Genomic DNA, 26,227 nt, shown 5'->3' on the forward strand with positions numbered 1-26,227 from the left:
GATAGAGCCCGTCGCCTCACCGCGGCGGGCTTCTTTCATGGATACACTCGCGAGCATGACCGACCTGCAGCATGTCCACTCCGTCAACGAAGCGATTTCCCGCCTCAGCGAGCTCTATGACAGTTCTTGCGAGCTGGCACGTCACGCTCTCGCCTCGGGGGACCACGACGCCTACCGCCACGTGGTCTACCCGAAGATCACCGTGGATATCCGCCAATGGACACCCATCGACCGCTCTGAGCCCTTCGGCTACGTGGACCAAGAGGGCCGCTACTCGGCAGTGATATCAAAACCATGGCTGATTCGTAGTTACCTCACGGAGCAGCTCACGCGGCTCACCAATAACTACCCCTGCGATATCTACGTCGGTCAATCGGATGAGCGCATCCCGCCGGAATATATCCGGGGGATTACAGAAATTCCCCAGGACCGCGGCGATATACCCCGGCCCACCCTCGATGCGGTTCATGACGGGATCGTTGACGGCGCGTGGAAGGCCTTTCACGGGAAAGAAAAGCCGCTGTTCCACTTCGGCCCGCAGCGCTTCGACATCGCCTGTGCTCGCATCGAGCACTACACCGGCATCGAGGTGGACACCGTGCAGAAGTACATCCTGTTCACCAACTACGCCATGCACACCACCGAGTTCGTCAAGTTCGGCCTGCGCGAACTCTCACGTGAGGATTCACGCTACACCGCGCTCGTGCTGCCCACGGGGGAGACCATCCACTCCAATGACGCGGTGCTTCTCGACGTCGACGAGCTCACCCTCACCTCCCGCTACCAGATGCCCCGTTTTGATCTCATCACCGCCGGCGGAGATGGCATCACCATGATCAACATTGGCGTGGGCCCCTCTAACGCCAAGACCATCACAGATTGCCTGGCGGTGCTGCGCCCGGAGGCCTGGATCATGATCGGCCACTGCGCAGGGCTCGATGGCCGCATGCGCATCGGCGACCTCATCCTGGGCAACGCCTACCAGCGCGAGGACCACATCCTCGATGGCACCGTCACCACCAGCAACCCGATTCCCGCCATTCCAGAAATCCAGCGCATGCTGGAGGCCGCCGTCGAAGAGGTCTATGGGAAAGACAATTCGCTCATGCGCACCGGCACGGTGCTCTCCACCGATGACCGCAACTGGGAGTGGCGCACCTCCCGGGACTTGTGGGAATGGCTGCGCCACTCCACCGCGGTGGCCGTGGACATGGAATCCTGCACCCTCGCTGCCAACGGCTACCGCTACCGCATCCCGTATGGCACTCTGCTGTCGGTGTCCGATCTACCTTTGCACGCCGTGCCCAAGCTTCCCGCCCAAGCGCAGGCCTTTTACTCGAACTCGAAGGAAGCCCACGTCATGTGTGCGGTGCGCGCGGTGGAGGCTTTGGCGGAGAATCCGGAGCGGCTGCGCACCCGCAAACTGCGCCGAACGGTGGCGGAGGTTCCGTTCCGCTGAGGTAGATGATTAGACTGAGGGAAATGCACAATCTGGCGAAGGAGACCTAGACGATGAGCACCCCGGAGTGGTGGAACCCGGAACGCGAGAACCTGACGTGGGAGGTCTTCGGTGAGGCCAGCCGCTACCTTTCGCAACAAATCGTGGATTCGGGCTGGTTCCCGGATCTCATCGTGGGCGTGGCCCGCGGAGGCCTGATCCCTGCAGGCGCTATTGGTTATGCCATCGGCGTCAAAGAAATGGGCGCTATCAACGTGGAGTTCTACACCGATATCGGTGAGACCCTGCCGGAGCCGATTCTCCTTAACCCGCAGCTGGATACGGATTCGCTCAAGGACAAGAAGGTCCTCGTCGTCGATGACGTAGCGGATTCCGGCAAGACCCTCGACCTCGTGGTCAACCTGCTCGAGCAGACCGCGTCCGAGGTCAAGTCCGCCGTCATCTACACCAAGCCGACCACCATTTTTGAGCCGGACTTCTCGTGGAAGAAGACCGACCAGTGGATCAACTTCGCGTGGTCCGTCCTGCCGGTCATCACCCGCGATGGTTCCTTCAAAGACGGCCACTAATGTCTGACCGTTCCGCCGGTTCTTTCCGCGCGGCCTTCAGCTCGCCCGCCCGCTTCCGCAAGGAGGTGTTTGGCGGGCTTGCTGTTGCGCTGGCCCTCATCCCGGAAGTCTTAAGTTTCTCCATCCTCGCCGGGCTCGACCCCAAGGTGGGGCTCTTCGCCTCCGTCATCATGGCGATGTCCATCGCCATCACTGGCGGGCGCCCAGCCATGATCTCCGCCGCGGCGGGCTCTGTCGCCGTGGTCATCGCACCCCTGGCCCACGAGCATGGCCTGCAGTACGTGCTCCTGACCATCTGGATGGCGGGCATCCTGCAAGTAGTGATGGCAATGCTGGGCGTCGCCAAGCTCATGCGTTTCATCCCCCGCAGCGTCATGCTGGGTTTCGTCAACGCGCTGGGCATCCTCATGTTCACCGCGCAGCTGGGTCACCTGTGGCAGGTGCCGTGGCTGGTCTATCCTCTCGTTGCTCTGGGCCTCGTCATCATGGTGGTGTGGCCGCGAATCACCACGGTGATCCCCGCGCCCCTCGTGGCGATTGTGGTTGTCACCATGTTGACTGTGATTTTCGGCTGGCAGGTTCCCGACGTCGCGGATCAGGGCGAGCTGCCGACCTCCCTGCCCGGTTTCGTCATTCCAGACGTGCCGTTTAGCCGCGAGACCTTCCTCCTCTGCCTGCCTTATGCATTGGGCGTGGCACTCGTCGGACTCATGGAATCCCTGCTCACCGCCAAGCTTGTCGACGACCTCACGGATACCCACTCCGATAAAACGCGCGAATCCGTGGGCCAGGGCATCGGCAACATGCTCGCCGCTGCCATCGGCGGCATGGGCGTGTGCGCGATGATTGGCCAGACCATGATTAACGTCAAGGAATCGCAGGCACGCACGCGCTTGTCGACGTTCCTCGCCGGCGTCTTCCTCCTTATCCTCATCCTCGTGTTGGGGGACACCGTAGGGAAAATCCCCATGGCTGCTCTTGTGGCGGTCATGTTTATGGTGTCCTTCCACACCGTGGATTGGCGCTCGGTGCGCACGATTCACCGCATGCCTCTGAGCGAAACCCTCGTCATGCTGGTGACGGTGATTGGCACCTTGGCCACGAATAACCTGGCGGTCGGTGTGATCCTCGGTGTGCTCACTGCCTCGGTGGCCTTTGCACGCCGCGTCGCCCACCTCGTGTCGGTGGAGCTAGAGGGCAACGTCTACACTGTGCGCGGCCAGCTCTTCTTCGCCTCCTCGAACGATCTGGTCTACGCCTTCGATTACACCCTGCCGGTGGAGAAGGTCATCGTGGATTTCTCAGAGGCCGATATTTGGGATGCCTCAACCGTGGCGGTGCTCCAGGCTGTGGAAAGCAAGTACGCAAGCCGTGGAATAGCGGTGGAATTCCGGGGCCTTGATGGTGTTAGCCTCGCGCGTTACCAGCGGATCTCAGATTTGGGTTAGGTAAACCTACCAGAAAAAGTGTTATGACGTGCGAGTTTGCTTAAGATCACCTTGCTAGCGCGCCCGATTTTTTTCTGTATTGTGGGAACAACACACGAAAGGAATAACTCTTATGGATGAGAAACTGCAAACGCTCCTCAACGCCCAGGTCAATAATGAGCACGGCGCAGCCCTGATTTACACTCAGCTGGCCTACGAGATGGACAACCTGTCCTTCCCAGGCATGCGCGATTGGTTCTTCAAGCAGGCAGAGGAAGAGCGCGAGCACGCACAGAAGTTCGCCGAGCACCTGTTGGACCGCGGCTACCGCGTCGAGCTGGAGGATATCCAGGTCGGCTCCGTCAAGGCCGCCACCCCGCTCGATGCTTTTGAGGCATCCCTCGCGCATGAGCAGAAGGTCTCGGAGCAGATCCGAGAGATCGCCCGCACCGCAGATGCGGCTGGGGACCTGGATTCCCGTGGTCTCATCAACTGGTTCCTCGAGGAGCAGGTTGAGGAAGAGTCCTCCGTGTCTGAGATCATTGACCAGCTCAAGCTGGTGGGCAATGACGGTTCTGGCCTGCTGCGCGTCGATGGCTCGCTGGCGCAACGGTAACGAAGCCATATAGTTTGCGCGGATTCTCCCACGGCCCCCTGCGGTTGGTGGGAGAATTTTTTTATGACTACAACGCGCCTCATGCTCATCTGCGGTGCCCTTGCCGGGCTAGCGATTGCATTGGTCGGTGGCATGTGGCTGGCGGCAACCAACATGGCTCTGGGAACCTTTTTCTTCGCCCTCGCGGTGATGCTCGGCCCGTTTGCCGGGCTTGCCCTCTTATTGTGCGCCGCCGCGGCGGCGACGGCGCTGAGCCGCTCCCTGTTTAGCGTGGGCGGGCTATTCCTCGTGGGGGCAACCTCGACGCTGTGGGCGCATGGCACACTATCGCTTCCGCTCTTCGTAGCGGGCACGCTGACTGGCGCTCTTGCGGTCTGGCTACACTGGGCGCATGGCCACTTTGCTCTTCGACCTCTACGGCGTGCTCATGCGGTCAGCTACGCCCGTCGGGAACGCTGAGCTGGAGGATTACCTCCGTCCCGACAATGTAGAGCACTTTTGGTCTCTTTATGAGGAGTTTCGCCCTGCATATGACGCTGGGCACCTGAGCGATGCGCAATACTGGGGCCGCATTCGCGCGCTGGCCGGTCTCGCTCCTTTTGATGTCAGTCACGCCATCGAATTGGATACCGAGCACCTGCTGGTAGCCGACGAAGAAATGGTTCGTGCGGTCCTAGGGTTTATTGGCCAGGGCCATAGTGTTGGCATCCTGGCGAATGTGCCAGCGGCATTGGGAACCAGGATCCGCCAGACGCAGCCTTGGCTGGAAGAATGCGCCGCCGTGACGCTGAGCTGCGATATCGGGGTGGCCAAGCCGGATCCGGAAGCCTACCTCGTGGCCGTGGATGCCCTCGGGGCCCAGGCCAAGGACACCCACTTCTTCGACGATCGGCCGGACTTCGTCGCCGGTGCTCAGCACCTTGGGCTCAAGGCCCACCTTTTTACGGGAATTACTTCAATCCCCTTCTAGGCAGCTTTGGCCTCGCGGCCGAGATCGAGCGGCACCCGCAGCAGAGGATCCAGCGCCACAGCGCGGGTGCAGGCGCGAACAATCTCGGTGTGCGAGGGAACCATGCGCAGCTCCACTGGGTGGTCGGTGGCCTGGCGTACAGCGGAAGCAAAGAGCTTCGGCGCTGCCGGATCATCTGAGAAGGCGCCGCCGGCTACCACGAGGGTGTCCGGTTTATGCTCAGCCAAAAGCTCAGCGGCGGTGGCGCCGAGGGAGCGTGCGCGGTCGTCGAGAAGCGCTCGCGTCTCATCGTCAGCGTTCGCAACCACGTCTGGGAAAGACTCCTCACCTGTCACATCGAGCACCGCCTGCGTAGCGAGAGAGTCAGGGTCATCGATGTCGAGCTGCACGATCTCATCGCCGACTGTGAGCGCAGCACCGACGGAGTCATCCGCGTAGAGCACCATGACGGGCTTCTCCGCTCCCATCTCCGTCGACTGCGTCTCTGAGCCGAGGATCGCCGGGATGACGGAAGACACAACTACCGGAACGCCGAACTGATACTCCAGGCGGCTGGCGATGTCCATTTCGTCCCACCCCAGGTTGTGGGCGGTGATGCGCCCGGCCTCGTTGACGCTGCCGGAGGTGGTCACGCCGACTGACACCAAGCGGCGATCCAGGCCGGCCATGAGGCGATTAACGCCAGCGATGATGTGCTCGATGACGTCACTCGCGCTCAGGCGAGAAACCGGTGTAGCCACGTCTTCCTTGCGGAGTGTGCGTCCCTGCGTGTCAAAGAAGGCGATGTGGGTAAAGGCGGTACCGACGGCAATGCCGGCCAGCATCCAGTCATTATCCGCTACCTCCAAGGGCACTGTGGGGCGCCCGCGACCGCGGGACTGCGTCAAATCCGTGCGCTGGCGGATCAGTCCAGCACCCAAAAGCGCGGCGGTGGCGCGGGTGATTGTGGGCTGGGAGAGTCCCGTGGCTTCGACAAGCTCACTGCGGGTGACAACGGGGTTGAGTCGAATGATGTGGAGGCACTTCGCCGCTGGGGTGCGGGGGCGCGTGAACACGGGACCGGATTTAATCATGGCGTCAAGTATAAATTCACCAGACCGCATTGTCTAATAGAAATTAGGATTCAGTAGACATCATGGTCTAGAAATGCGCCTGCGATAGAGTGATACCCATGGATTCTGTTGCTGTGTACTGCGGCTCCGCCGCCGGAAACTCTGAGGCCTATAGCCACGCCGCGCACCATTTGGGGGAGGAGCTCGCGCGCCGAAACCTCACCCTGGTCTATGGCGGTGGTGACGTAGGCCTGATGGGTATCGTTGCGGACTCCTGCCTTGCCGCCGGCGGAACCGTCATTGGAGTAATCCCGCGCCAGCTCGTCGATTACGAGCTTTCCCACCAGCGGGTAACCCAGCTCGAGGTGGTCGATACCATGGCCCAGCGCAAGACGCGCATGGAGGAGCTCGCCGATGCCTTCGTGTGCCTGCCGGGTGGCGTGGGGACCCTGGAGGAGCTCACCGAGGTCCTCACCTTGCAGCAGTTGGGCAACATCGATGGCCCGGTGGGACTCGTAGACGTGAACGGCTACTGGCAGCCGTTTAGAAGAATGTACTCCGCAATGGTGCAGGAGGGGTTTGTCCAAAAACGCTTCCTCGATGCGCTCGTGGTCAATGCCGATCCAGCTGAAGTGCTGAACGAATTCGCATCCTGGGTGAGCCCGGGTAGCAAGTGGAGCAACAATTAGCTAACAACCTGGTAAATAAGGCGGCGCCGGGTTGGCCCAAACCCCCGGTTCTTCGTTAGACTTCGCCCTTATGAGTTTTGACCAGAACGCAGAGCGCCAGCCTTCGCTGCTGGACGCGTCGTGCGATAACTTCGTCCACGACCTCGCGCAGCTCACGCCCACCGATGCCACCGCGTGGGGAATCCCCGGCTTCGATGGGGAGCTGGAGGATTTCTCCCCGGAGTACTACTCCTCCGTGGCGGATCGCACCCGTGAGATGATGGCGGATCTCGATGCACTCGATGACACCACCGACGAATCTGACGATGACGACGATTTCGACGAGGTGGACTACGTCACCGCCGCCGTCCTGCGCGACCGTCTCTGCCTGGATCTTGACCTGCACCATGCTGGTGAGGACATCCGTTGTCTTAATAACATTGCTTCGCCGGTGCAGACCATCCGCGACACCCTGATGCTCATGCCGAAGGACACTCCGGAACAGCTCGACGCCCTGCGCTCGCGCCTGTCGAAGGTGCCGGCATCCCTCAGCGGGTACAAGGAGTCCCTCACCGAGGCGGCGTCGCGTGGCATGGTGGCGCCCCAACGCCAGATCTCGGAAGTATTCGTGCAGAGTGAGCGGCTTGCCGACGCCGGCTCCATGCTCGAGGACCTTGGTGTGGAGGGCCCCGAGGTGGACGCGGCCAAGGAAGCCTTCGGCGAATTCGCCGATTGGCTTTCCAACGAGCTGCAACCGCAGGCTCCGTCCCAGGACGCAGTGGGCCGGGAGCGCTACGAGCGCTTCTCCAGGCTTTTCGTCGGGGATGCCGTGGACCTCGATGAGGCCTATGAGTGGGGCCTGGATCAGGTGCGTTCCATCAAGGCGGAACAAGAAAAGATCGCCCACGAGCTCTATGGCTCCGACGTGACGGTCCGCGCCGCGATGCGCAAGCTCAACGAGGAGGAGCGCTACCAGCTCCACGGCACCGACGCGCTGGTGGAGTGGATGCAGTCCACCGCGGATCGCGTCATTAAGGACCTCGACGGAACCGCCTTCGATATCCCGGAGGCCGTTAAAGAAATCGAGTGCTGCATCGACCCGGCCGGCACCGGCGGTATCTTCTACACCTCGCCGTCGGATGACTTCTCCCGCCCCGGCCGCATGTGGTGGTCCGTACCGGCTGGTCAGGAGCTTTTCCACACCTGGCAGGAACTAACCACCGTCCACCATGAGGGCGCGCCGGGCCACCACCTGCAGATTGGTGCCGCGCTGACCCAGCCTGACCTCAATCTGTGGCGCCGCGCGGTGACCTGGAACTCTGGCCATGGTGAAGGCTGGGCTCTGTACGCTGAGGCACTCATGGCGGAGCTGGGTTACATGGATGACCCAGGTTTCCGCATGGGGCTTCTCGACGCCCAACGTTTCCGCGCCGCCCGCGTCGTGGTGGACATCGGACTCCACTTGGGTAAGCCTTTGCCGGATTGCAACACGTCCGGTGTCTGGGATAAGTCCCACGTTAAGACCTTCATGCGTGAGAACACCGCGATGGATGATGCCAACCTCTCCTTCGAGGTCACCCGCTACCTGGGCTGGCCGGGTCAGGCTCCCTCCTATGCCTTGGGCCAGCGCCTGTGGCAGCAAACCCGCGACGCTGCGGTGGAGCAGGGCATGGACGTACGCGATTTCCACTCCCAGGCATTGGCCCTAGGCTCTGTGCCGATGTCGATCCTGCGCGAGACAATTCTGGACTAAAACCCCAGGTCGCTTCTTAGACTCTTGGATTTATCCACACCTCACTCTTGGATTTATCCACTAGTGACTCTGTGATTTATCCACTTGTCGAGCTAACATGCATGGTATGTACCTGCCCCGAATCGTTGATGCAGAAGTCGAGAGAGGGCTCCGTGTTTCGGGAGCCCTCTTCCTCAAAGGCCCCCGTGCAAGTGGGAAAACATCAACAGCACGCCAATTCGCAAAGTCCGTCATTCAACTTGACCGTGACTCCCCAGAAGCAAACCTTGCGCGCATGCAACCGGCTTTGGGGCTTCAAGGGGCGCGGCCGCGGCTTATTGATGAGTGGCAGGTTGTCCCTGCTATCTGGAATGAAGTGCGCCATGCAGTTGATGACTCACCGGAGAAAGGACAGTTTCTCCTTACAGGCTCCTCCACGCCCAATGACGATGCCACCAGGCATTCGGGCGCAGGCCGTATTCGTTCTATTCAATTGCGCACGTTGAGTTTGGCAGAGCGAGAACTTGCTGCTGAGCGGGTATCACTGGGCGCCATCATTGCTGGCAATCAAGAGCCTACAGCCGGGACGGACGCCACCGTGGCGGATTATGCCCGATGGATCGTTGCTGGTGGTTTTCCGGAGTTCTTTGACCTTGATCCGCTCGACGCGCAGGAAGGGATGGAATCCTACCTCACGGAGATGAGCGAGCACGATTATCCGGAGCTTGGCGGACCGCGCCGCGATCCGCGCCGTTTCCAGTCTTTCCTTCATGCCTATGCCGGACTAGTTGCCCAGCCGGCCACCGCTGCAGCGATTCGTAAACGCATAGGAGAACTCAGCAGCGCTACCTCGACACCAGCCGCAGAAACTGTGAACGTCATTCACGATTTTGCTACGCGCCTCTTCCTTATTGAGGATCAACCAGCTTGGTCACCGCGTACGAGGTCGAAGACTTCCATGGTCCAAATGCCTAAACGCCAGCTTGCCGATCCCGGTTTGGCTGCTGCTTTGTTGGGAACGGGTCCAGATAAACTGCTTGGGGATTTAGAGACATTAGGCATCCTCTTCGAGGCGCAACTTGTGCACGATCTGCGCGTCTATGCGCAGGCACTGCGTGCGCGCGGAGTATTCCACCTGAGGGATATGAAGGGGCGCGAAGAAATTGATGCAGTAGTGGAGCTTCGAGATGGTTCGTGGGTGGGATTTGAGGCGAAACTTTCGCACAACGAGGTCGATGCAGCGGCAGCACACCTTAAGCACGTAGCCGCTAAGCTTTCTTCGCCTCCAGCAGCGCTGATAGTTGTGATTCCCAGCGGTCCAGCTTTCCAACGTCCGGATGGGGTCTGGGTGGTACCACTAGCGGCGCTTGCGGAATAGCCCCAGAATCTGCGGCAGGTAGCCGGCGATGACCAGCACGATGATGAGCCGGATAATCTGCACGGCCACCACGGCGGGACCCGCCCCTCCTTCTGCGGACAGCGCGAGAACCGTCTCCAGCGCGCCGGGCGAGGTGGCGAGGTAAGCCTCAAAGTAGGTGATGTTTAGCCACGCGGTCAACGGCAGGGCGGTCAGCGCGCACACGCCGATCACGACAATGATGAAGAGGATCGTCGCCGGTAGCTGCTTGGCGAAGGCCCGCAGTGCCGGTACCGACAGCCCGCCACCACAGACCCAGCCGATGGACATGAATGCCATGATCTTGAACACGTAGAGCGGCTCTAAGGTGTGGCCGGCTGGGATAATCTGCGCGACCAGCACCGTCAAGATGAGCGGACCTAGCACCGCAGCCGCAGGCAAACGCACGAGCTTGCCTAGCTTCTCACCAACCACGGCGATAGCGAGGGTCAGCAGCACAATCCACCACGTGACCTCGCCGTCAACGCTCATGTCGACGCCTTCGCCCGCAGGAGCATCTAACAAAGAAACCACCAAAGGGAGCGATACCGACACCGCCAGAAGGCGCAGATATTGCGTCAGCGCCACGTAGCGGTAGTCCGCACCCAGCTCGCTAGCCAGCGCGGGCATGAGCGAGGCTCCGCCGGGCAGCATGGATAAAATGCCCGTCTCCCAGGAAATATCCTTCGGCTGTGAGCGGTGTAGCAGAACACCGCCAGCGACACCGATAAGCACGGTGATGAGGGACATCGTCACCGCAGCCGGCACAAAGCCAATGAGCGTGGAGGCAGGCACAAGGGTCAGCGGTATCCCCGCCATCATTCCGATGAAACCGCGAGCGACAGCATAGAAGCGATCGTTGACGGAAAGCTCCTTGCCCGTCGTCAGTGCCATGGCGCCGGAGACCACGATGGCGCCCAGAATCCAGGCGGCGGGCACGTGCAGGTAGCTGAATACTGCCCCGAGAGCAACAGATCCCGGGGCAACGATGGCCCACCTTGCACGCACAGACATGCAATCGAGTTTAATGATGGTCATGGGCTTTGGATTGAGTGGTTGGGCGATTCTCACTATTGGAGCTGCCGTGGCCGGATGGATCGACGCCGTTATTGGTGGCGGCGGCCTCGTCCTTATTCCGCTCATCATGGCGGTGGCACCGCAGCTTGCTCCCGCCGCCGCCCTAGCCACAAACAAGGTGGCGGCGGTATCTGGCACAGCGTCCGCGGCCATTACGCTCGTCAGGAAAGTCCGCCCGCCGAAGGGCGAGCTCATCCGTATGGGTCTTATCGCCCTTGTATGCTCCAGCCTCGGCGCCACGGCGGTCGCGCTCATCGACAAAGACATCATGCGCCCAGTCATCATTGTGCTCATGGTGGCGGTGGGTACCTTCGTGGCTTTCCGTCCAAGCTTCGGCAGTGGCGAAGGAGACGGTATCCGCGGCGGCTGGCGCACGTGGGCCGGGTTAGCCGCCGTGGCGGCCATTGCCTTCTACGACGGCATCTTTGGCCCCGGCACCGGCATGTTCCTCATCATGGCATTTACAGCCATCTTCTCCCAGAACTTCCTTACTTCCGCCGCGATGTCCAAGGTGGTCAACACGTGCACCAACGTTGGCGCGCTCATCGCCTTCATTCTGGGCGGGCACGTGGTATGGGGCCTGGCCTTAGTTCTCGCAGCAGCAAATATCCTCGGCGCGCAGCTGGGCGCGCGAACCGTCCTCGGCGGCGGCACCAAGCTCATCCGCTATGCACTCCTCACCCTCGTCGTGGTGATGAGCATGTACCTAGCCTGGCAGCAGTGGGGTTAAAACCTGTTCTTCGTCTTTGCGGTGGCCACCGCATTCCACGGGTCCTCGGGCCACGGGTGTTTGGGGTAGCGCCCGCGCATGTCGGCGCGCACCCCGGCATAGGGCCCGGACCAGAAGCTGGCCAAGTCATCGGTCACAGCAAGCGGCCGCCCGGCGGGAGACAGTAGATGGAATTGCACGCGGTGGCCGCAGTATTCGGGGGACTCCTCCAAACCAAAACACTCCTGCAACTTGATGGAGACCACCGGGCGCTCGCCGGACCAATCAATCCTTGCATCACGCCCGGACGGCACCGGCAAACGTTCCGGCGCGAGCTCGTCCAAGCGGCTGGCTTCGGGCCACGGCAGCAATCGTTGCAGCGCCGGATACATGTCTGGGCGCCCGCCAATCGCCAACTCATGCAGCTCCGGATCCAGCCACTCAAGGTTGGCATTGTCGATATCTGGCCAGGGCTCTCCGTAGGCCCGATACAGATGCCGCAGACGTTCCCGCAGGTTCTGGGCCTTCTCGCTGAAGTGGAACAAGCTTAAGCCCTGTCCGGACTTACGCAGTGCCTCCACCGCCTCATCGCCAGAGACCTTCACGGGCGTCTCCGACAACACGATGGCACCTGCCGCACGCACGCGCACGCCGCGGACCTTGGAGCCGTCGAGAAACGCTCGCGTCTCTTCGGTCACGCCGATAATGCTGAGCGCATCCTTTTCCGCGATGGGCACTGCTTCACGAATGATGGCGTTACCGGATTGCGCCAACGAGACCTCAGCCACCGCCAACCAGTCAGCTCCCTGTTCACCGTTGAGTAGCCGCGCGCGGGTACCGCTCGCTAACAAGTACTCCTTGTCAGCCACGCGCTTAGCCACGAACTCCGGGAAGGCGCTAGCGACCACCACGCCTGGGTCCACCGGCCCGTTGTTGGGCACCAAGCGGGCAAGCCGCTTCGGGTCCGAATCATCCAGACGAGCAATCGTGCGTGCTGCCCCCGCACCGTACTTCAACAGTGCCGCGCCCCATCGCGGGTGCACCGGCAAAAGCGCCAACTCTTCAGTGGCATGAAGCAGATCTAGGGTGCGGTGGGCGTCGGCAAGCGCAGCCTTCGGCGGTTGATCAAGCAAGGGGAAGTCCGGTCCCGCGCCCCAACAGTCCATGAACAGCGCCGCCTGCGTGAGGTCCGCGGAAAGGATTTCTGGAATCACGTGCGGAGAAAAGTGCTGGTAATCCTCCTGCGAATAGCAACGGACGACGGTACCCGGCGCCTCACGCCCGGCACGTCCAGCGCGCTGATCGGCGCTGCTTTTCGACGTCGACACCGTCACCAACCCACTCATCCCGCGCTGCGCATCCCGCTTGGGCACGCGGGACAAACCGGCATCGATGACGGTGCGCACGCCCGGCACGGTCAGCGAGGACTCCGCAATAGACGTCGCCACCACGATGCGCTGTTCTCGCGTATACAGCGCCGCGTCCTGCTCCTGCGTCGTTTGGCGGCCGTGGAGCGGGAAAACGTTGTGGCCGCTCAAGGCATCACACACCAGGTTGACCTCGCGCACACCCGGCACAAAGACCAGAGTGGACTCGTGCTGCCGCGCGGCAACCTTGGCCACGCCTTTCCAAAACTCCCGATCGCCCGCGGCACGTCCCGGAATCGGTTCATAGGAAATGTCGAGCGGGTACGTCACTGCCTCAGTGGAATGGATCGGTGCCCCTCCCATGAGCTGGGAGAAGCGGGAGGCGTCGACAGTCGCGGACATGGCAATGACCCGGAAATCATCGCGGAGCTGCGCCAACTCCAAGCACATGCCCAGCACCAGATCGGTATCGAGCTGGCGTTCATGCACCTCGTCGATGGCTACGGCATCAACACCAGTGAGTTCCGGATCCCGCAGCAGTCGGCGCAACAGCACGCCGGGGGTAACAAACTCGACGTCCTGACCTTTGCGGGAATCACCGCGCACCGCATAGCCGATGCGCTGGCCTGACAACTCTTGAAGGCGGTTTGCCGCCGCACGCACAGCTACTCGGCGCGGCGCGGTGACGAGAACCTTGCCCTCCACTTGGTTAGCCAGTGCCGGCGGAACGAGCGTGGTCTTACCCGTGCCGGGCGGGGCCTGGACGACGACGTGGCCTTCGGAAGGAAGCGAATCAATAGTCTCTAGGACGGGGAGTCCTTTGCCGATCGCCTTGAGATCAAACATCGAGATCCTGGCGCTCCCACCTATCTTCGTTGTCCTCCAGCTTGCGCACCACACGTCCCGGTGAGCCCAAGACCAGCGAGTTATCCGGGATATCCTTAGTCACCAGCGTGCCCGCTCCCACGACGCAGTTCTTGCCGATTGTCACGCCCGGCAACACAGTGACATTGGCACCAAACCACGTGTTATCGCCGACGCTGATAGGCTTCGCAATCTCCCAACCTTCTGCCCGCATCTCATGATCGTTGACAGGATGCCCCACGGTAATAAGCGAGCAGTTCGGACCGATCATGACGTGATTTCCGAGGGTTACAGGCGCCTGCGCCAGGATCGTCGCACCAAAGTTGATGAAGACGCCCTTTCCGATGGTCACATTGCAGCCACACTCCAAGTTGAGCGGGACGTGCAGCCCGGGAACCTCGGACTCGGGCGAAAGCAGCTCTCGCAAGATCTCCTTCGCGCGCTCTGGGTTGGTGTTGTGCAGCTCATTGAGCTCCTTGACCAGCAGGAAGCCGCGTCGATGTTCGGCGCTGACCTCCTCGTTGACACCGGGCATGAACCACTGCCCGCTGGTCATGCGCTCAAAGGATCCTTCGTCTGGGTGATGCATGTCAGCCATCCTATTCCCTCGTCTTAGTCTCGAGTCAGAACATCGAGAGCGGCACGGTGAAGGAAAACCTTGGAGCGGCCTTGTTGGATTTCTTCGAGGATTCCTAAATCTACGAGATGTGCCAGCCACGCGCTGGCAGTTTGGCGTTTGACGAAGCCCATCTCTACCACGTCAGTAATGCGTACATAGGGCTTGATAAGAATGAGCTCGGCCATCTCGAGGGGATGGTTAATCACGCCCGCAGAACGTATTCGTTGCGCAGTGTTTTCCTGGATAGCCCGAAGCTGGGTAATCATTGAGGAGGCGTCGGCAGCCGCTGCGTGAACGCCGCGGATCATAAAGAGAAGCCAGTCTTGCCATGCTCCCTTGGCTGTAACAGCGTTGAGATAGCGATAGTAGTCTGCTTTGTTGTCGACGATATACCCGGACAGGTATAAAACCGGCAGCTCAAGAAGATCTTCTTGAATGAGGTAGAGGACGTTAAGGATTCGTCCAGTGCGCCCATTGCCATCGTAGAAAGGATGGATTGCTTCAAATTGATAGTGAAGCAGTGCCATTTTTACGAGGGAATCAACGTCGTGGCTGCAATATATATAGTCCTCCCACGCTGCGAGATGGCCCTCGATAATCTCCTTTCCTTCAGGTGGGGTGTAGAGCCGCTCCTTCGTTACAGGGTTACCGATAAATGTGCCCGGAAGTGAACGCACCTCGGCCTGAGTATCTAGAAGGGTGCTGCATACGATTTTTGCCGTCTTCTCGGATAGAGGTCGCTGCGATAGCGAGGAAAGTCCAGCGTGGAGCGCGGCGTTATAGCGAAGAGCCTCCTTGGTGGCAGGAGTCGGCTCAGCATCGACGTGCCACGCCGCACGGAAGAGCTCGTCATTAGTGGTGACGATGTTCTCAATCTCGGAGGAAGCACGAGCCTCACGCAGTGGAATCGTTGAGGTGATGATCTCCGGGTTGGGAATGAGCTGGCAGGCCGTACGCAGTTCAGCCAGTTTTTCCTTAGCATCGATGATGGCCTTAAGCACGGGAACGGTTTCCACCACTTCTGCTGGTGGGAGGGGCGGAAGCCCATTGTAGGGGGTGTCCGGGCTATAGGTTGGCATGGTAAAAGAATAGACATGTTGAGCGGATATGTCGATTTTTTCTAGAATTTTCGACATATCTGGGTGACTTGTCGATTGCGTCGACATATCGGCGTACCCTCAGACGTTGACGCGTTAACAAAATCATGAAAGGCATCCTTATGGCGAAAATCGGCATCATCCTCGGCTCTACCCGCGACGACCGCGCCGGGCTGGCCATCGCCCAGTGGGTCACCGACCTCGCTCAGGGCCGCGACGTGGACTACGAGCTCATTGACCTCAAGGCTTTCGATGTCCCGATCCTCACCACCTCCGTCATTCCTATGGCGGCAAACAAAAACTACGAGGACCCGAATGTGCAGGCCTGGTCCGATGCTATCGATTCCTGCGATGCCTTTATCTTCGTCACCCCGGAGTACAACCATTCCGTGCCGGGCGCGTTCAAGAACGCCGTCGATTCCCTCGGTGCCGAGTGGGTGGCCAAGCCGATTGCTTACGTGGGCTACAGCTTCAGCGGCGGCATCCGCGTGGTAGAGGCGTGGCGCCTCATCATGGCGAACTTCTCTATGCCGCAGCTGCGCACCCAGTTGGATATCTCGCTGAATACCGACATGAAGGATGGCACCTTCACCCCGGCTGATTTCAAGAGCGGGATCGTCGAAAACATCTGCGCCGAGCTGGAAGAAGCCCTATCCTAGGGCGCATGGAAAAAGTAGCAGTCGTTACAGGAGCGTCTTCGGGGATTGGGGAGGCGTCGGCAAGAGCGTTGGCGGCTGACGGCTGGCGTGTCGTCGTCGGCGCGCGGCGCGTCGAGCGCCTTGAGGCCCTCGCGAACGACATCGGCGGCGAGGCCTATGCCCTCGACGTCACTTCGGACGAATCCGTAGCCGAATTCGTTTCCCACCTCGACCGCGTTGACCTCTTGGTCAACAACGCCGGTGGCGCGAAGGGCCTGGAGCCCCTCGTGGAGACCACCATCGAGGATTGGCAGTGGATGTATGAGGTCAACGTCCTTGGCACCGTTCGCATGATCCAGGCACTCATGCCGAAGCTGCGAGGCGGGCTCATTATCAACATGGGCTCCGTGGCTGGGTGGAACGTCTACGAGGGCGGTTCCGGTTACAACGCCGCCAAGCATGGCGTCCGCGTGATTTCTCGTGCACTGCGTATTGAGGAGCACGGCGTTCGCGTTACCGAACTCGACCCAGGCCGTGTAGCCACAGAAGAGTTTTCCCTCAATCGTTTTCGGGGTGACGCCAAACGTGCCGCACAAGTTTATGACGGCGAGCTCAACCTCACCGCAGAAGACATCGCTGAGGCAGTGCGTTGGGTGGCGTCCCTGCCGGAGCACGTCAACATTGACACCATGACTATTAAGCCGCGTACGCAAAGCTAATTTACCTGTTTCGCTGCAGGTGAGACGCCTCTTATAGTGGCATGTGTTAGTGAAAACGCATGTGAGTATGGGGGTGTTAGGTGGCTTTCAGCGCCATAGTGGCCTTGATGGGTGTGTGGTTCGCGGCGATGGCTTCGCCGGGGCCAGATGTGGTTCAGATTATTCGTTTGGGTGCGCGTTCCACGCGTGCAGCGGTGTGGGCCGCAATAGGTAGCACGACTGGCTTGATGATATGGACCGTTGCTTCGCTGGCGGGGCTTACCGCGCTGATTTCGGCCCATCCTGAAATCCTTGTGGCGCTGCAGATTGCCGGCGGTAGCTATCTGCTATGGATGGCATTTTCTGCAATAAGCAGCGGCATTAAAGAGCGTCGTGCTCCAGCAACCATGAATCCTCAACCGCGCGGGTTCACCCCGGACGGCATCATCAAACTCGGTACGGCGTACCGCATGGGCCTGGTCAGCGATCTTTCTAATCCCAAGGTGCTCATCTTCTTCGGCGCTATCTTCGCCAACTTCATCGATCCGGGCATGGGCTTGAGCGCGAATGCCACGGTTGGTTCTGTGCTGATTATTGAAAGCCTCATTATTTTTGTCGGCGTTGCGTTGTGCACCCGTGCGGTGGCGAAGTGGATGGCAAAGAACTCCGCCGGGGTAGATATCTTCAGCGGAGTCGTGTTTGCCCTGCTTGGCGTCATCATTCTGGCAGAGGGAATTCTTGCGCTTTGAGCTGGGTATGCTGGTCAACATGCTAGAAGTCTCAATTAAGGGAGAATCAATTAAGCTCGGTCAGTTCCTCAAACTGGCTTCCTTGGTCGCGACCGGGGGTGAGGCCAAAGAACTCATCGAGCAGGGTCAGGTCACCGTCAATGGGGAAGTAACTAAGCAGCGCGGAGCAACGCTGGCGCTTGGCGACGTCATCTGCGTCTCCGACACTTGCGCCCGCGTCGTCGAAGACGACGACGATTATTTTGATGAGGCTACCGCCGATGATGACTTCGACCCGGAGAAGTGGAGGAACCTTTAATGCCCGCTTTTGAAGCTGAAGTAGGAATGCCCTACTGGATTACTCTGGCCAGTTCTGATGTGAAGGCCTCCGAGAAGTTTTACTCGGCCGTGCTGGGCTGGGAATTCGAAGATGGCATCGCCCGTCTTCAAGGTCTGCCGATTGCAGAAATTGTTCCGGGCCAGGACACCTGGGCTACCTATTTCCTCTCCCGCGACTTGGAAGCCGATTGCGCCCGAGTAGAACAACTCGGCGGAAAAATCCTCGCTTTAGGTGCCCCGCTGGCGCTCGTACTCGACAAGTCCGGTGCCATGTTTGGCTTGACGCAGCCGGAGCTCGACCGCTTCGTCGCCGGCGGTGAGCCTGGCACCCCGGTGTGGCACGAGCTGACGGTCTCGGAGGATTTTCACTCAGCGCTGGACTTTTATGGTGAGCTCTTCGATTGGGAAATCCGTGGTGATGAGCATTATGCGGTTGCGGAGGAAGAAGGCGCTGCCTTCGCTGGGTTCTGGCATGCGGAAGGTTTGCCGAGTTTCTGGCAAACATACTTGGGTGTGCGGGATATCGAGCAAGCAGCGAAGGCCGTGATTGATAACGGCGGAAAGATCATTCGCGAACCCCACGATTCACCATTCGGCCGATTGTGCCTGATTGAGGATTCCACGGGTGCGACGCTTACCTTGTGCGAGGTCGAGGATGCCCCTGAAGAACCCGTCGAGCTCTAGGGTTACGGAGGTCGTTCTCCGCATTCCGCCTGGCAACGTCTCCACCTACGGAGAGATCGCCAAAGTCGTAGGGGTCGGGGCGCGCTATGTGGGCTGGGTGATGGCGAAAAGCGAAGATCTGCCCTGGTGGCGTGTGGTCAACAGTACCGGCCGCGCGCACACCTCCGCTGCCCAAGCCCATTGGGATGCCGAAGGCATTCCACACCGCGGCGACAGTGTGGTGCTCGCTGAATGTGGGCTGGATGCGGCGGACCTCAATTACCTCCTCTAAGCCGAGCGCCAATGTGGTTCGTCGTTTTAAGCGACGAACCTAGTTATCTAGAAGGGGATTTCTTCATCTCCCTTGCCATAAGCGGTCTTCTTATTTTTGTTTGCTTGCTGTTCTTGGTCTAGCTCGGCTTTCAGCTCCTGAGCTTCCCGGTGCTTCCTAGCGCGGTAACCTTCAATATCTTGCGCAACGCTTCGCGCCCAGCGCTTGTTCTTTGGTGCTAGTGGCCCGGAAGGTTCCGTGATTGCCCAGGTTCCATCCTCAAAGAGCCAGACCACATCCCCGGTATCGGGGTCCAAAAAATAGAACGCCCGCCCATCGGTCTTCATGTTGTGGTGATGCTGGCACAACGCCACCATGTTGTCCGGATGCGTTGGCCCACCATCGGCGTAGTTAATACGGTGGTCTAACTGACACAGCCACGCCGGCATTCCGCAGCCAGCCGCACGGCAGGTGCCATCGCGCCCTTCAACATATTTGCGAACCAACGTGGCTGGTCCGTAGCCATTAGTGGCTTCTGGCTTGGTGCTCAAGTCCCTTTTCGTTACGGCTTGTGCTGGGATATTCTCTACCTGCCAGCCGTGCCCTTCTACATATACTGGCGCGTCTTCGACATCACTCGCTTGATAAGTGTGGAGCACTACTCGGGCAGCTTCTGGTTCTACCTTTCCAGTCGTTAAAAGGATTAGTGCTTCTGCCATCGAGACTTCATGCTTTTCAGCAGCTGCCTTAATGGCCTCATGGATGATGATTCCAACGCTGCTATCCACCTCTAGTTCTATGGTGGCGCGTTGGTCACGGGTGAGGATGGAATATCGATTCTTTGTGCGTTTATCCTCCACTGCGATGGAGTCATCATGGACCTTGACAAGGTCACGCATGCGGCGACGAATCTGCGACGTGGTGGGAAATACCTGATTTGGCTTCGTAGGTGTAAGCCAACGGGCCAGCGCAGCGTCAATGGCGGCCACTACCTCAGTGGAAGGTTGGCCGAGTTTAGCCATGACCTGGTCGATGGCAATCAAGGCAGGTAAATCAAGCATAAAATCTGCATCTTGCAGGGCCTTGAGCTGGGGTAGCTCTTTCAAGCGGTAAATCCCCATGATTATGCGAGCAACCGCCCCGGCCGCTTTGCCGGTCTTTAGCCCAAGGCGCATGCACGCTGTATCTGAGTCCTCGTCCAAGGCAGGAAGGACGCTAGACCAAAACTCGTAGTCTGCTTGGCGTATGGCTTTACCTCTCATGCAGACCGGGTCATTCGGATTGGAATGAGAAAAATAGGAAACAACGGTTTCTGTAGCGGAAGACAATTCAACCCCCTCTTTTGTTAGAGATATTGAGAAGGACCGAACCCCCACTGTCCGAATCACTTTTCGAAAAATGAGTTTATTCTGTACCGTTTGGAAAGTCTATACCCTGGCGGAAAGTTGTGATTAGAGAGGCGCATGTTCCTACTGATATTGCATTTGCCCAGCCTTCCGCCGCTTTGAGCTTCGTTGGGAGAGCCTTATTGGGAAAGAAGCTAATAAAATGAATGTTCGGACCCTAGCGTGGGGAAGAGTGTGCGCTGAATCCCTAGGGCAGCGACGTTTATGCCCCAATCAAACCTGTTGAAGCTGTGGCTTGAGTTAATCTATGAAAGTGCTTAAATTCCGCTCCCTTATTGCTGGTCTTGCGCTAGCGACCGTCGCTGCGCCCTCCGCTCAGGCCCTGACCTTTGATCCTGGAAAGGTTCCGCCACGCACTCAAATGACCGTGCGCTATGCCGACGGAAACTCGGTTTCCACTGGAAATGGCCACGAGTCTCGTCCTGCGCTATCCCTCGCGAAGCTGTACCTAGGAATGTGGGTCCTGAAATATGGCGCGCCGGAGGATAAAGCGCGGGTGGAAAACATGGTTCGCTTCTCTGAGGATGGCACCGCTAGCGATCTGGAGCGGAAGTATCCGCAGGCCATACCTTCCATCATCGGGGAATATCGCTTGGGGGAGACCCATCACAACGGTTACTGGGGCAATACCACGACGTCGACGGAGGATCTCGCTCGCTTTATTGGGGTGATATCTGGCGACCCAGTTGCTGCACCGCTCATGAAAGGTATGGCGACGGCAGCGCCTGTGGCATCCGACGGATATCGTCAGGACTTCGGCACCGCGCGGATTCCAGGCATTATCGGAACGAAATTTGGGTGGTCAGATGACCGGCAGGTGCATGCGAGCGCCTCTTTCGGTCCTGGGTATAGTGTGGCGGCAAATACCTATGGATCTCCCGCGGATCTCACCGCAGATGTGCTCGGTGCGGTGGAGGTACAGCCGCAAGCGCCGAGCTTGCCGACGCCCCCTCAGGACCTGCGCGATAGGGCGTGTGCGGAGCTGAAGCGCGCTGTGCCTAGTTCATCGCACGTGTGCTGATTGGCCACGGGTTTAGCTAAGTTTTACCTTTGCAGAAACTGAGAAATTAATATATTCTCGGCTATCAAATAAGCGGTTACTAACCCGAAAGGTATTTCCCTATGCGTAAGGCCCTGTCCATCGCGGCCATTGCTGTTGTAGCTTTGACCGTTGCCCCGTCAGCTTCGGCGAAGAGCGACCAAACTCGTTCGCTCATTTCCCCTGCTACATGCACCTCCATCACCAAGTTGGCAAACGAAGGAAAGCCGGTTCCGGATCCGTCGATTCTGCACGATGCTGATTCCGTTCCTTCCTACTTCAAGAGCGGCGTGCTTAAGTACAAGGTGGCGGATGACTTCCCCTACCGCGAGCAGCTCGATGCCGCCGTAGCTGAGTGGAACGATGCTCTCGACGGTAAGGCTTCTCTGAAGGAAGTAGCGCCGTCCGAGGCCGATGATGACACCATCGCCATCATCTATAAGCCGGAGCCGAATGGTTACGTCCAGGGTACGGCCTACCCGGACCACGGGATGCTCTTCATCAAGGCGGCCACCGCTCAATACCCAGAGGCGCTTCAGGGAACCATCGCTCACGAGCTCGGCCACATGATGGGAGCGGGCCACTCCTGCGCCCACGCCCTCATGGCCGGTGCAAACCAGAACCCCATTTCCTATCATGTGACCCCGCTTGACGCCGTGGCTGTCCTGCAGGGGCAGTTTGACTAATTCAGCGCAGGCTGGCTGAGCCGGGCGAGTGCGAGTAGGTATCGTCCGCCTTGGCTAGGCGGTGGGCGCGAAGCCCCAGGGTGATGACGATGGGGTAGAGAATGAGCGCGACCACGATGTACTGCGTGACCAGCTGCCATGTCTCATCCCACATGTAGTTCCACGCGAAGTGGAGACAGAAGGAAACAAAAAGCGCGCCCACGCCCACTCCGAGGCGCCACCACCACGTTTTGTGGGCGGCGTAAATGGCCCAGCCGATGCCAAAGCCTGCGATGGCCGTCAGTGACATGTGTAGGCCTGGGCCCGCCACAAGGCGGAGCCCCCACATCTGCAGCATGCCAATCCAATCAGACGTCGGGTGCATGACGGCGCCGAGAGAAGCGTAGAGGACGTTCTCAAAGACCTCGAAACCCCAGCCCACAAGCGCGCCAACGATGAAACCATGCCAAGGGCGGTTGAGCTGGCGGAAACTGAGTAATACAAAAACCACGCCCAGCGCCTTGGCGAACTCCTCCGGATAAGCTCCGGACCATGACATCATGGATTCTTCCCATCCCACGCCCTTGGTGAGGGAGCTGAACGGAAGTGCTGATAGGAGCGCCAAAGACACCGCGGTGCCGGCTCCCCACAGCACGCTGGCTGTGGCCCATCCCTTGGCAGGTCGCGCCCACATCGGGCTGAGGTGCCACAGATACAGCCCCAGCGCCAAGAAAGCAAAGCCGATCAGCAGGCTTATTAGGCCCGGCAGCGGGGCAACGAGGAAAGCACCTAACAGGTTGATCAGAGCTGCAGGCAGGCAGATACCAATGATGACCCACAGCGCCACGCGGAAGATCTTGCTCACTTGAAGGCCTCCATAAACTGATCGGCGATTTCTTCTGGGTTTCCGTCTGAAAAGACGAGCTCGTAGTTGAGATCGTCCTTGGCCACGCTAAAGGCAACGACCGGGATGTATGTATACGTTCGCAGTACGAGGATGCCGTCTTGGTTTTCTACTTCTTCTTTCGGCATCGACCCGAAGGTCGTGGCGCGCACAGCTCGGCGCAGGGCCAGCTCGTCATCGTCGACATCAGAGGTGAGGTAGGCCTCGACCAAGGTATCGCCGCAATCCCACGCCTGGTTGGCCACGGAATCGTAGTTCACGCTGCATTCGACGCCGTCGATAGGCTGACGCCACTCAGGATCGTCGAGGACAACAGGCTCGGTTTCAGGATCGTGGTCCGGCAGCGCCAAGCTGAGGACGGCGGGCGTGCCGAGCACGAGGAGGGTCACCCCAAGCACAGCGAAAAACGGCCCCGTCATCTTCGCTGGCGGGAAACGATAAGAAGTCATGCACACCACACTAACGGGTACATCTGACATAGAGTGAAGTGCATGAAGGATCTGTATCAGTTTGTTAATGGCCCCTGGATTGAGTCCCACGTTATTCCCGATGACCGCGGTGTTGACGGGACTTTTCACGCGCTTCGCGACGAAGCCGAGGAACTCGTCCATGACATCGTTAAGGAAGACGAAGGCCGTCCGGGGATCGTGTATTCCTCCCACATGGACGTTGAGGGAGTGAACGCTGCGGGAACGGCGCCTTTGGCCGAAGATTTGGACAAGCTGGTGGCGGCGGACCCGGAAGAGCTGGCGCACAACCTGGGCGTGCTGGAGCGCGAGGGCGTCGGCGCCCCGGTTACCTTCTGGGTAGAAAAGGACTCCGGCTCCGAGGAGGCAGTGGCCTACATTATCCAGTCCGGCCTGGGCCTTCCAGATGAGGCTTATTACCGCGAGGAAGCCCACGCGGAGACGCTTGAGGCCTACGAGAAGCACGTCGCAGCGATGCTTGGATTCCTGGATCCGGCTCGCCTCTTCGGCTTGGGGGCGGAGGTTGCAGCTACCCGCATCGTGAATCTGGAAAAGGAAATTGCTGCAGGGCATTGGGATGTGGTGGCCTCGCGTGATGCGGTGAAGACGTATAACCCGGTGGACGTCGCCAAGCTGCCCAGCATCACCCGCGCCATCCTGAATGGTGGGGGACTGCCGGAGCACCGCGCGGTAGCCATGATGCCGTCGTATTTTGAGCACCTGGAAGGCCTGTTTACCGCCGGCCGCATGGCGGATTGGCAGCTGTGGGCAACGTGGCACATTCTGCTATCGCGCACGCCTTACCTCACCGAGGAGATCGGTAAGAAGAACTTCGAGTTCTACGGAACCAAGCTCTCTGGCGCGACAGAGCAGCGTGACCGCTGGAAGCGCGCCGTGGGCCTAGCGGAAAACATGGTGGGACAGGAGATTGGCAAGGTCTTCGTGGACAAGCACTTCCCACCGTCTTCGAAGTCCGAGATGGATGAGCTCGTGGAGTACCTTACCGCCGCTTACCGCGAGAGGATTTCGCAGCTGGAGTGGATGACCCCGGCTACCCGCGAGCGCGCGCTGGAGAAGCTCTCGCAGTTCAAGGCCAAGATTGGGTATCCGGATACCTGGCGTGACTATTCCGACTTGGAGTTTTCACCCAAGGGTGCGGACCTGGTGGCCAATGTGCGCGCGGGTAACGCGTGGAATCACGATTATGAATTGGCCAAGATTGGCAAGCCGGCCGACCGCGATGAATGGTTCTCCACCCCGCAGACGGTCAATGCTTTTTATAATCCGGTGGTCAACGACATCACCTTCCCGGCGGCTATTTTGCGCCCGCCCTTCTACAACCCGGACGCGGACGCGGCGGAGAACTTTGGCGCCATCGGCGCGGTGATTGGTCACGAGATCGGCCACGGTTTTGATGATCAGGGCTCGCAGTACGACGGCCAGGGCAACCTCAATTCCTGGTGGACGGAGGAGGACCGTGCGGCCTTCGAGAAGCTGACCGCGAAGCTGGTGGACCAGTTCCAAGGGCAGGTGCCGAAGGTGCTGGAAGGCACCGATTCCGCAGGCGTCAACGGCAGTTTCACCCTGGGTGAGAACATCGGTGACCTGGGTGGACTGGGGATTGCTGTGGTGGCCTACAAGAACTACTGCGCCGACAAGGGCTTGGACATCAACGGCCAGGTCGCGCCCTTTGAGGCAGAGGGCGCTGAGCCGGAATTGGCAGAACACGAGTACACCGGTCTGCAGCGTTTCTTCCTGGCGTGGGCGCGCGTGTGGCGCACTGCCATCCGCCCGGAGATGGCCACGCAGTACCTGGCCATTGATCCGCACTCGCCGGCGGAGTTCCGTTGCAACATCATCGCCGAAAACATCGATGAATTCTACGAGGCTTTTGACGTCGAGGGTGGTCTAGCACCGGAGGAGCGCGTCACCATCTGGTAGTACCCTTGGGGGCCATGAGTGAGTGGAATATCGGTGGTACTGATCGCCAACTAAGTCCGGAACAACAGCTCGAGCAGCTCTCCTCCTACATGGAGGTGCACTACCCGCTGCCGGACTTCCGCCCGCCGTGGGCCGGTGGAGGTTCGCCGGAGGCGGACCGCTATTGCGCGCTGCTGCCGGACCGTATCGTGCAGGCCTCCATGATGGTGCTGGGATCCGCGGTGGATCACTCGCTGCCCGGCACCGTTTTTACGGAAGGCGTGAGCGTTGAAGACTCTGAGGTTGGAGCGATCTTTAGGCCGTCCGAGCCGAATGGTCGCTGGGCGGTGTCGCTGCACTCCGGCGGCTGGTGGCGCGGTGACGGCAAGGCGCTAGAAATGCAATGGCGGCCCGAAGTTGCTGCCGCAGCGCAGTTGTCGGGCACGACGATCATTGATGTCGATTATCCGTTGGCGCCGGAGCACACCGTGGCGGAGATGGTTCAGTCGGTTCAGGCGGCCGTCGATTATGCGCGCGAGCATGGTGCCGAGCGCGTGACGGTGTGGGGATATTCCTCCGGTGGGGCGCTCGCAGCGCTGGTGCCTGCCGACGCCCTCCTCCTCACCTTCCCCGACTTCGGTGCGCTGGCCAAGCTGCCGGAGGAGATCCGCGGTGACTACGTCCTCGATGTTGAGAAGCTGCCGGGGCTGTATTCTGACATCTTGGTCCAGACCGCGGCGCAGGATGAGATTGCTGAGCGCGTGGAGGTCCCCGGTGCACAGACTGCGGAGTACGTGTCCATGCACCGTATTTCGACCCCGGCCGTGGCGCGGCAGCGCATTAAAGATTCGGCCGAATTCCTGTAGT

Annotated in this window: 28 protein-coding genes; 20 read left to right on the forward strand and 8 right to left on the reverse strand. The window is 59.8% G+C overall.

Annotated features, from left to right (window positions below; all coding sequences use genetic code 11):
- Positions 1-55: 55 nt before the first annotated feature.
- The 6 genes from amn (at position 56) to QP999_RS05025 (ending at position 5,041) form a co-directional block, all read left to right on the forward strand.
- On the forward strand, positions 56-1,459 hold the full coding sequence (gene amn, locus QP999_RS05000; protein WP_070520364.1) for an AMP nucleosidase: 1,404 nt from the start codon (positions 56-58) through the stop codon (positions 1,457-1,459).
- 53 nt (positions 1,460-1,512) lie between these two features.
- Entirely contained in the window at positions 1,513-2,028 is a 516-nt protein-coding gene (locus QP999_RS05005; RefSeq protein WP_070520361.1) for a phosphoribosyltransferase, read from the forward strand.
- A complete protein-coding gene (locus QP999_RS05010; RefSeq protein ID WP_284847806.1) occupies positions 2,028-3,476 on the forward strand; it encodes a SulP family inorganic anion transporter in 1,449 nt (482 codons plus the stop codon). Before QP999_RS05005 ends, QP999_RS05010 begins: the two co-directional genes overlap by 1 nt.
- Before the next feature lie 112 nt (positions 3,477-3,588).
- Positions 3,589-4,071, forward strand: a complete 483-nt coding sequence (locus QP999_RS05015) for a ferritin (RefSeq protein WP_070520355.1) — start codon at positions 3,589-3,591, stop codon at positions 4,069-4,071.
- A 63-nt stretch (positions 4,072-4,134) separates the two neighbouring features.
- Complete coding sequence (locus QP999_RS05020) at positions 4,135-4,530, forward strand: hypothetical protein (RefSeq protein ID WP_070525025.1); 396 nt, start codon at positions 4,135-4,137, stop codon at positions 4,528-4,530.
- Positions 4,463-5,041, forward strand: a complete 579-nt coding sequence (locus QP999_RS05025) for an HAD-IA family hydrolase (RefSeq protein ID WP_070533490.1) — start codon at positions 4,463-4,465, stop codon at positions 5,039-5,041. Before QP999_RS05020 ends, QP999_RS05025 begins: the two co-directional genes overlap by 68 nt.
- Here the strand turns inward: QP999_RS05025 and QP999_RS05030 are convergent.
- Positions 5,038-6,114: an ROK family protein gene (locus tag QP999_RS05030; RefSeq protein WP_284847807.1), complete on the reverse strand. Its 1,077-nt coding sequence runs from the start codon at positions 6,112-6,114 to the stop codon at positions 5,038-5,040. The genes QP999_RS05025 and QP999_RS05030 overlap by 4 nt on opposite strands.
- A 98-nt stretch (positions 6,115-6,212) precedes the next feature.
- Between QP999_RS05030 and QP999_RS05035 the strand changes: the two genes are divergently transcribed.
- The 3 genes from QP999_RS05035 to QP999_RS05045 all read left to right on the forward strand — a co-directional run bounded on the left by QP999_RS05035 (position 6,213) and on the right by QP999_RS05045 (position 9,871).
- On the forward strand, positions 6,213-6,782 hold the full coding sequence (locus QP999_RS05035; RefSeq protein ID WP_284847808.1) for an LOG family protein: 570 nt from the start codon (positions 6,213-6,215) through the stop codon (positions 6,780-6,782).
- Positions 6,783-6,852: 70 nt separating this feature from the next.
- Entirely contained in the window at positions 6,853-8,514 is a 1,662-nt protein-coding gene (locus QP999_RS05040) for a DUF885 domain-containing protein (RefSeq protein ID WP_144268834.1), read from the forward strand.
- Between the two features lie 106 nt (positions 8,515-8,620).
- Positions 8,621-9,871 (forward strand): ATP-binding protein, encoded by a 1,251-nt coding sequence (locus QP999_RS05045; protein WP_070533481.1) that lies wholly within the window; start codon positions 8,621-8,623, stop codon positions 9,869-9,871.
- On the opposite strand, the gene QP999_RS05050 is transcribed toward QP999_RS05045, so the two are convergent.
- Positions 9,851-10,903, reverse strand: coding sequence for an AbrB family transcriptional regulator (locus QP999_RS05050; RefSeq protein ID WP_369816023.1), 1,053 nt, complete (start codon positions 10,901-10,903; stop codon positions 9,851-9,853). The two genes, QP999_RS05045 and QP999_RS05050, sit on opposite strands and share 21 nt — an antisense overlap.
- A 22-nt stretch (positions 10,904-10,925) precedes the next feature.
- On the opposite strand from QP999_RS05050, the gene QP999_RS05055 reads away from it, so the two are divergent.
- Positions 10,926-11,696, forward strand: coding sequence for a TSUP family transporter (locus QP999_RS05055; RefSeq protein WP_284847847.1), 771 nt, complete (start codon positions 10,926-10,928; stop codon positions 11,694-11,696).
- On the opposite strand, the gene QP999_RS05060 is transcribed toward QP999_RS05055, so the two are convergent.
- The 3 genes from QP999_RS05060 to QP999_RS05070 are packed head-to-tail and all read right to left on the reverse strand — an operon-like array spanning position 11,693 to position 15,661.
- Complete coding sequence (locus QP999_RS05060) at positions 11,693-13,888, reverse strand: ATP-dependent RNA helicase (protein WP_284847809.1); 2,196 nt, start codon at positions 13,886-13,888, stop codon at positions 11,693-11,695. The two genes, QP999_RS05055 and QP999_RS05060, sit on opposite strands and share 4 nt — an antisense overlap.
- A complete protein-coding gene (locus tag QP999_RS05065) occupies positions 13,881-14,495 on the reverse strand; it encodes a sugar O-acetyltransferase (protein WP_232770716.1) in 615 nt (204 codons plus the stop codon). Before QP999_RS05065 ends, QP999_RS05060 begins: the two co-directional genes overlap by 8 nt.
- Before the next feature lie 23 nt (positions 14,496-14,518).
- Complete coding sequence (locus QP999_RS05070; protein ID WP_070520323.1) at positions 14,519-15,661, reverse strand: Fic family protein; 1,143 nt, start codon at positions 15,659-15,661, stop codon at positions 14,519-14,521.
- 83 nt (positions 15,662-15,744) lie between these two features.
- Between QP999_RS05070 and QP999_RS05075 the strand changes: the two genes are divergently transcribed.
- From QP999_RS05075 to QP999_RS05100, 6 genes are all read left to right on the forward strand, one after another.
- Positions 15,745-16,281 carry an NADPH-dependent FMN reductase gene (locus QP999_RS05075; RefSeq protein ID WP_284847810.1) on the forward strand — a complete coding sequence of 179 codons (537 nt, stop codon included), beginning with the start codon at positions 15,745-15,747 and terminating at the stop codon, positions 16,279-16,281.
- A 5-nt stretch (positions 16,282-16,286) separates the two neighbouring features.
- Complete coding sequence (locus tag QP999_RS05080) at positions 16,287-16,979, forward strand: SDR family oxidoreductase (protein WP_284847811.1); 693 nt, start codon at positions 16,287-16,289, stop codon at positions 16,977-16,979.
- A gap of 80 nt (positions 16,980-17,059) precedes the next feature.
- Positions 17,060-17,707 carry a LysE family translocator gene (locus QP999_RS05085; RefSeq protein ID WP_070708104.1) on the forward strand — a complete coding sequence of 216 codons (648 nt, stop codon included), beginning with the start codon at positions 17,060-17,062 and terminating at the stop codon, positions 17,705-17,707.
- A gap of 19 nt (positions 17,708-17,726) precedes the next feature.
- Positions 17,727-18,005 carry an RNA-binding S4 domain-containing protein gene (locus QP999_RS05090; RefSeq protein ID WP_046648682.1) on the forward strand — a complete coding sequence of 93 codons (279 nt, stop codon included), beginning with the start codon at positions 17,727-17,729 and terminating at the stop codon, positions 18,003-18,005.
- Positions 18,005-18,709 carry a VOC family protein gene (locus tag QP999_RS05095; RefSeq protein WP_284847812.1) on the forward strand — a complete coding sequence of 235 codons (705 nt, stop codon included), beginning with the start codon at positions 18,005-18,007 and terminating at the stop codon, positions 18,707-18,709. Before QP999_RS05090 ends, QP999_RS05095 begins: the two co-directional genes overlap by 1 nt.
- Positions 18,681-18,980 carry an MGMT family protein gene (locus tag QP999_RS05100; protein WP_070533466.1) on the forward strand — a complete coding sequence of 100 codons (300 nt, stop codon included), beginning with the start codon at positions 18,681-18,683 and terminating at the stop codon, positions 18,978-18,980. The genes QP999_RS05095 and QP999_RS05100 overlap by 29 nt, the downstream gene beginning before the upstream one ends.
- A 47-nt stretch (positions 18,981-19,027) precedes the next feature.
- Here QP999_RS05100 and QP999_RS05105 read toward each other — a convergent pair whose 3' ends face one another.
- Positions 19,028-20,347 (reverse strand): HNH endonuclease signature motif containing protein, encoded by a 1,320-nt coding sequence (locus QP999_RS05105; RefSeq protein ID WP_284847813.1) that lies wholly within the window; start codon positions 20,345-20,347, stop codon positions 19,028-19,030.
- 265 nt (positions 20,348-20,612) lie between these two features.
- Here QP999_RS05105 and QP999_RS05110 point away from each other — a divergent pair, with 265 nt between their 5' ends.
- Complete coding sequence (locus tag QP999_RS05110) at positions 20,613-21,386, forward strand: hypothetical protein (RefSeq protein ID WP_502870653.1); 774 nt, start codon at positions 20,613-20,615, stop codon at positions 21,384-21,386.
- Between the two features lie 101 nt (positions 21,387-21,487).
- Positions 21,488-22,090 carry a zinc metalloprotease gene (locus QP999_RS05115; RefSeq protein WP_284847815.1) on the forward strand — a complete coding sequence of 201 codons (603 nt, stop codon included), beginning with the start codon at positions 21,488-21,490 and terminating at the stop codon, positions 22,088-22,090.
- Position 22,091: 1 nt separating this feature from the next.
- Here the strand turns inward: QP999_RS05115 and QP999_RS05120 are convergent, their stop codons facing one another.
- Both QP999_RS05120 and QP999_RS05125 read right to left on the reverse strand, forming a co-directional pair.
- Positions 22,092-22,934: a PrsW family intramembrane metalloprotease gene (locus QP999_RS05120; RefSeq protein WP_070520294.1), complete on the reverse strand. Its 843-nt coding sequence runs from the start codon at positions 22,932-22,934 to the stop codon at positions 22,092-22,094.
- Positions 22,931-23,422 carry a hypothetical protein gene (locus QP999_RS05125; RefSeq protein ID WP_070520291.1) on the reverse strand — a complete coding sequence of 164 codons (492 nt, stop codon included), beginning with the start codon at positions 23,420-23,422 and terminating at the stop codon, positions 22,931-22,933. Before QP999_RS05125 ends, QP999_RS05120 begins: the two co-directional genes overlap by 4 nt.
- Positions 23,423-23,464: 42 nt before the next feature.
- On the opposite strand from QP999_RS05125, the gene QP999_RS05130 reads away from it, so the two are divergent.
- Complete coding sequence (locus tag QP999_RS05130) at positions 23,465-25,381, forward strand: M13 family metallopeptidase (protein ID WP_284847816.1); 1,917 nt, start codon at positions 23,465-23,467, stop codon at positions 25,379-25,381.
- A gap of 14 nt (positions 25,382-25,395) precedes the next feature.
- Positions 25,396-26,226 carry an alpha/beta hydrolase gene (locus QP999_RS05135; RefSeq protein WP_144014647.1) on the forward strand — a complete coding sequence of 277 codons (831 nt, stop codon included), beginning with the start codon at positions 25,396-25,398 and terminating at the stop codon, positions 26,224-26,226.
- Position 26,227: the final 1 nt, after the last annotated feature.

Origin of the sequence: Corynebacterium sp. MSK004, assembly GCF_030232515.1 — a bacterium.
Lineage (GTDB): Bacteria > Actinomycetota > Actinomycetes > Mycobacteriales > Mycobacteriaceae > Corynebacterium > Corynebacterium hesseae.

Bases quoted from the DNA above. Each gene is read 5' to 3' on its own strand.
- QP999_RS05020 (WP_070525025.1), top strand. From the start codon at position 4,135: ATGACTACAACGCGCCTCATGCTCATCTGCGGTGCCCTTGCCGGGCTA.
- QP999_RS05030 (WP_284847807.1), bottom strand. From the start codon at position 6,114: ATGATTAAATCCGGTCCCGTGTTCACGCGCCCCCGCACCCCAGCGGCG.
- QP999_RS05070 (WP_070520323.1), bottom strand. From the start codon at position 15,661: ATGTCGAAAATTCTAGAAAAAATCGACATATCCGCTCAACATGTCTAT.
- QP999_RS05075 (WP_284847810.1), top strand. From the start codon at position 15,745: ATGGCGAAAATCGGCATCATCCTCGGCTCTACCCGCGACGACCGCGCC.
- QP999_RS05100 (WP_070533466.1), top strand. From the start codon at position 18,681: ATGCCCCTGAAGAACCCGTCGAGCTCTAGGGTTACGGAGGTCGTTCTC.
- QP999_RS05115 (WP_284847815.1), top strand. From the start codon at position 21,488: ATGCGTAAGGCCCTGTCCATCGCGGCCATTGCTGTTGTAGCTTTGACC.
- QP999_RS05090 (WP_046648682.1), top strand. From the start codon at position 17,727: ATGCTAGAAGTCTCAATTAAGGGAGAATCAATTAAGCTCGGTCAGTTC.
- QP999_RS05130 (WP_284847816.1), top strand. From the start codon at position 23,465: ATGAAGGATCTGTATCAGTTTGTTAATGGCCCCTGGATTGAGTCCCAC.
- QP999_RS05125 (WP_070520291.1), bottom strand. From the start codon at position 23,422: ATGACTTCTTATCGTTTCCCGCCAGCGAAGATGACGGGGCCGTTTTTC.
- QP999_RS05025 (WP_070533490.1), top strand. From the start codon at position 4,463: ATGGCCACTTTGCTCTTCGACCTCTACGGCGTGCTCATGCGGTCAGCT.
- QP999_RS05135 (WP_144014647.1), top strand. From the start codon at position 25,396: ATGAGTGAGTGGAATATCGGTGGTACTGATCGCCAACTAAGTCCGGAA.
- amn (WP_070520364.1), top strand. From the start codon at position 56: ATGACCGACCTGCAGCATGTCCACTCCGTCAACGAAGCGATTTCCCGC.
- QP999_RS05010 (WP_284847806.1), top strand. From the start codon at position 2,028: ATGTCTGACCGTTCCGCCGGTTCTTTCCGCGCGGCCTTCAGCTCGCCC.
- QP999_RS05050 (WP_369816023.1), bottom strand. From the start codon at position 10,903: ATGTCTGTGCGTGCAAGGTGGGCCATCGTTGCCCCGGGATCTGTTGCT.
- QP999_RS05065 (WP_232770716.1), bottom strand. From the start codon at position 14,495: ATGCATCACCCAGACGAAGGATCCTTTGAGCGCATGACCAGCGGGCAG.
- QP999_RS05035 (WP_284847808.1), top strand. From the start codon at position 6,213: ATGGATTCTGTTGCTGTGTACTGCGGCTCCGCCGCCGGAAACTCTGAG.
- QP999_RS05045 (WP_070533481.1), top strand. From the start codon at position 8,621: ATGTACCTGCCCCGAATCGTTGATGCAGAAGTCGAGAGAGGGCTCCGT.
- QP999_RS05080 (WP_284847811.1), top strand. From the start codon at position 16,287: ATGGAAAAAGTAGCAGTCGTTACAGGAGCGTCTTCGGGGATTGGGGAG.
- QP999_RS05055 (WP_284847847.1), top strand. From the start codon at position 10,926: ATGGGCTTTGGATTGAGTGGTTGGGCGATTCTCACTATTGGAGCTGCC.
- QP999_RS05015 (WP_070520355.1), top strand. From the start codon at position 3,589: ATGGATGAGAAACTGCAAACGCTCCTCAACGCCCAGGTCAATAATGAG.
- QP999_RS05005 (WP_070520361.1), top strand. From the start codon at position 1,513: ATGAGCACCCCGGAGTGGTGGAACCCGGAACGCGAGAACCTGACGTGG.
- QP999_RS05060 (WP_284847809.1), bottom strand. From the start codon at position 13,888: ATGTTTGATCTCAAGGCGATCGGCAAAGGACTCCCCGTCCTAGAGACT.
- QP999_RS05095 (WP_284847812.1), top strand. From the start codon at position 18,005: ATGCCCGCTTTTGAAGCTGAAGTAGGAATGCCCTACTGGATTACTCTG.
- QP999_RS05110 (WP_502870653.1), top strand. From the start codon at position 20,613: ATGAAAGTGCTTAAATTCCGCTCCCTTATTGCTGGTCTTGCGCTAGCG.
- QP999_RS05040 (WP_144268834.1), top strand. From the start codon at position 6,853: ATGAGTTTTGACCAGAACGCAGAGCGCCAGCCTTCGCTGCTGGACGCG.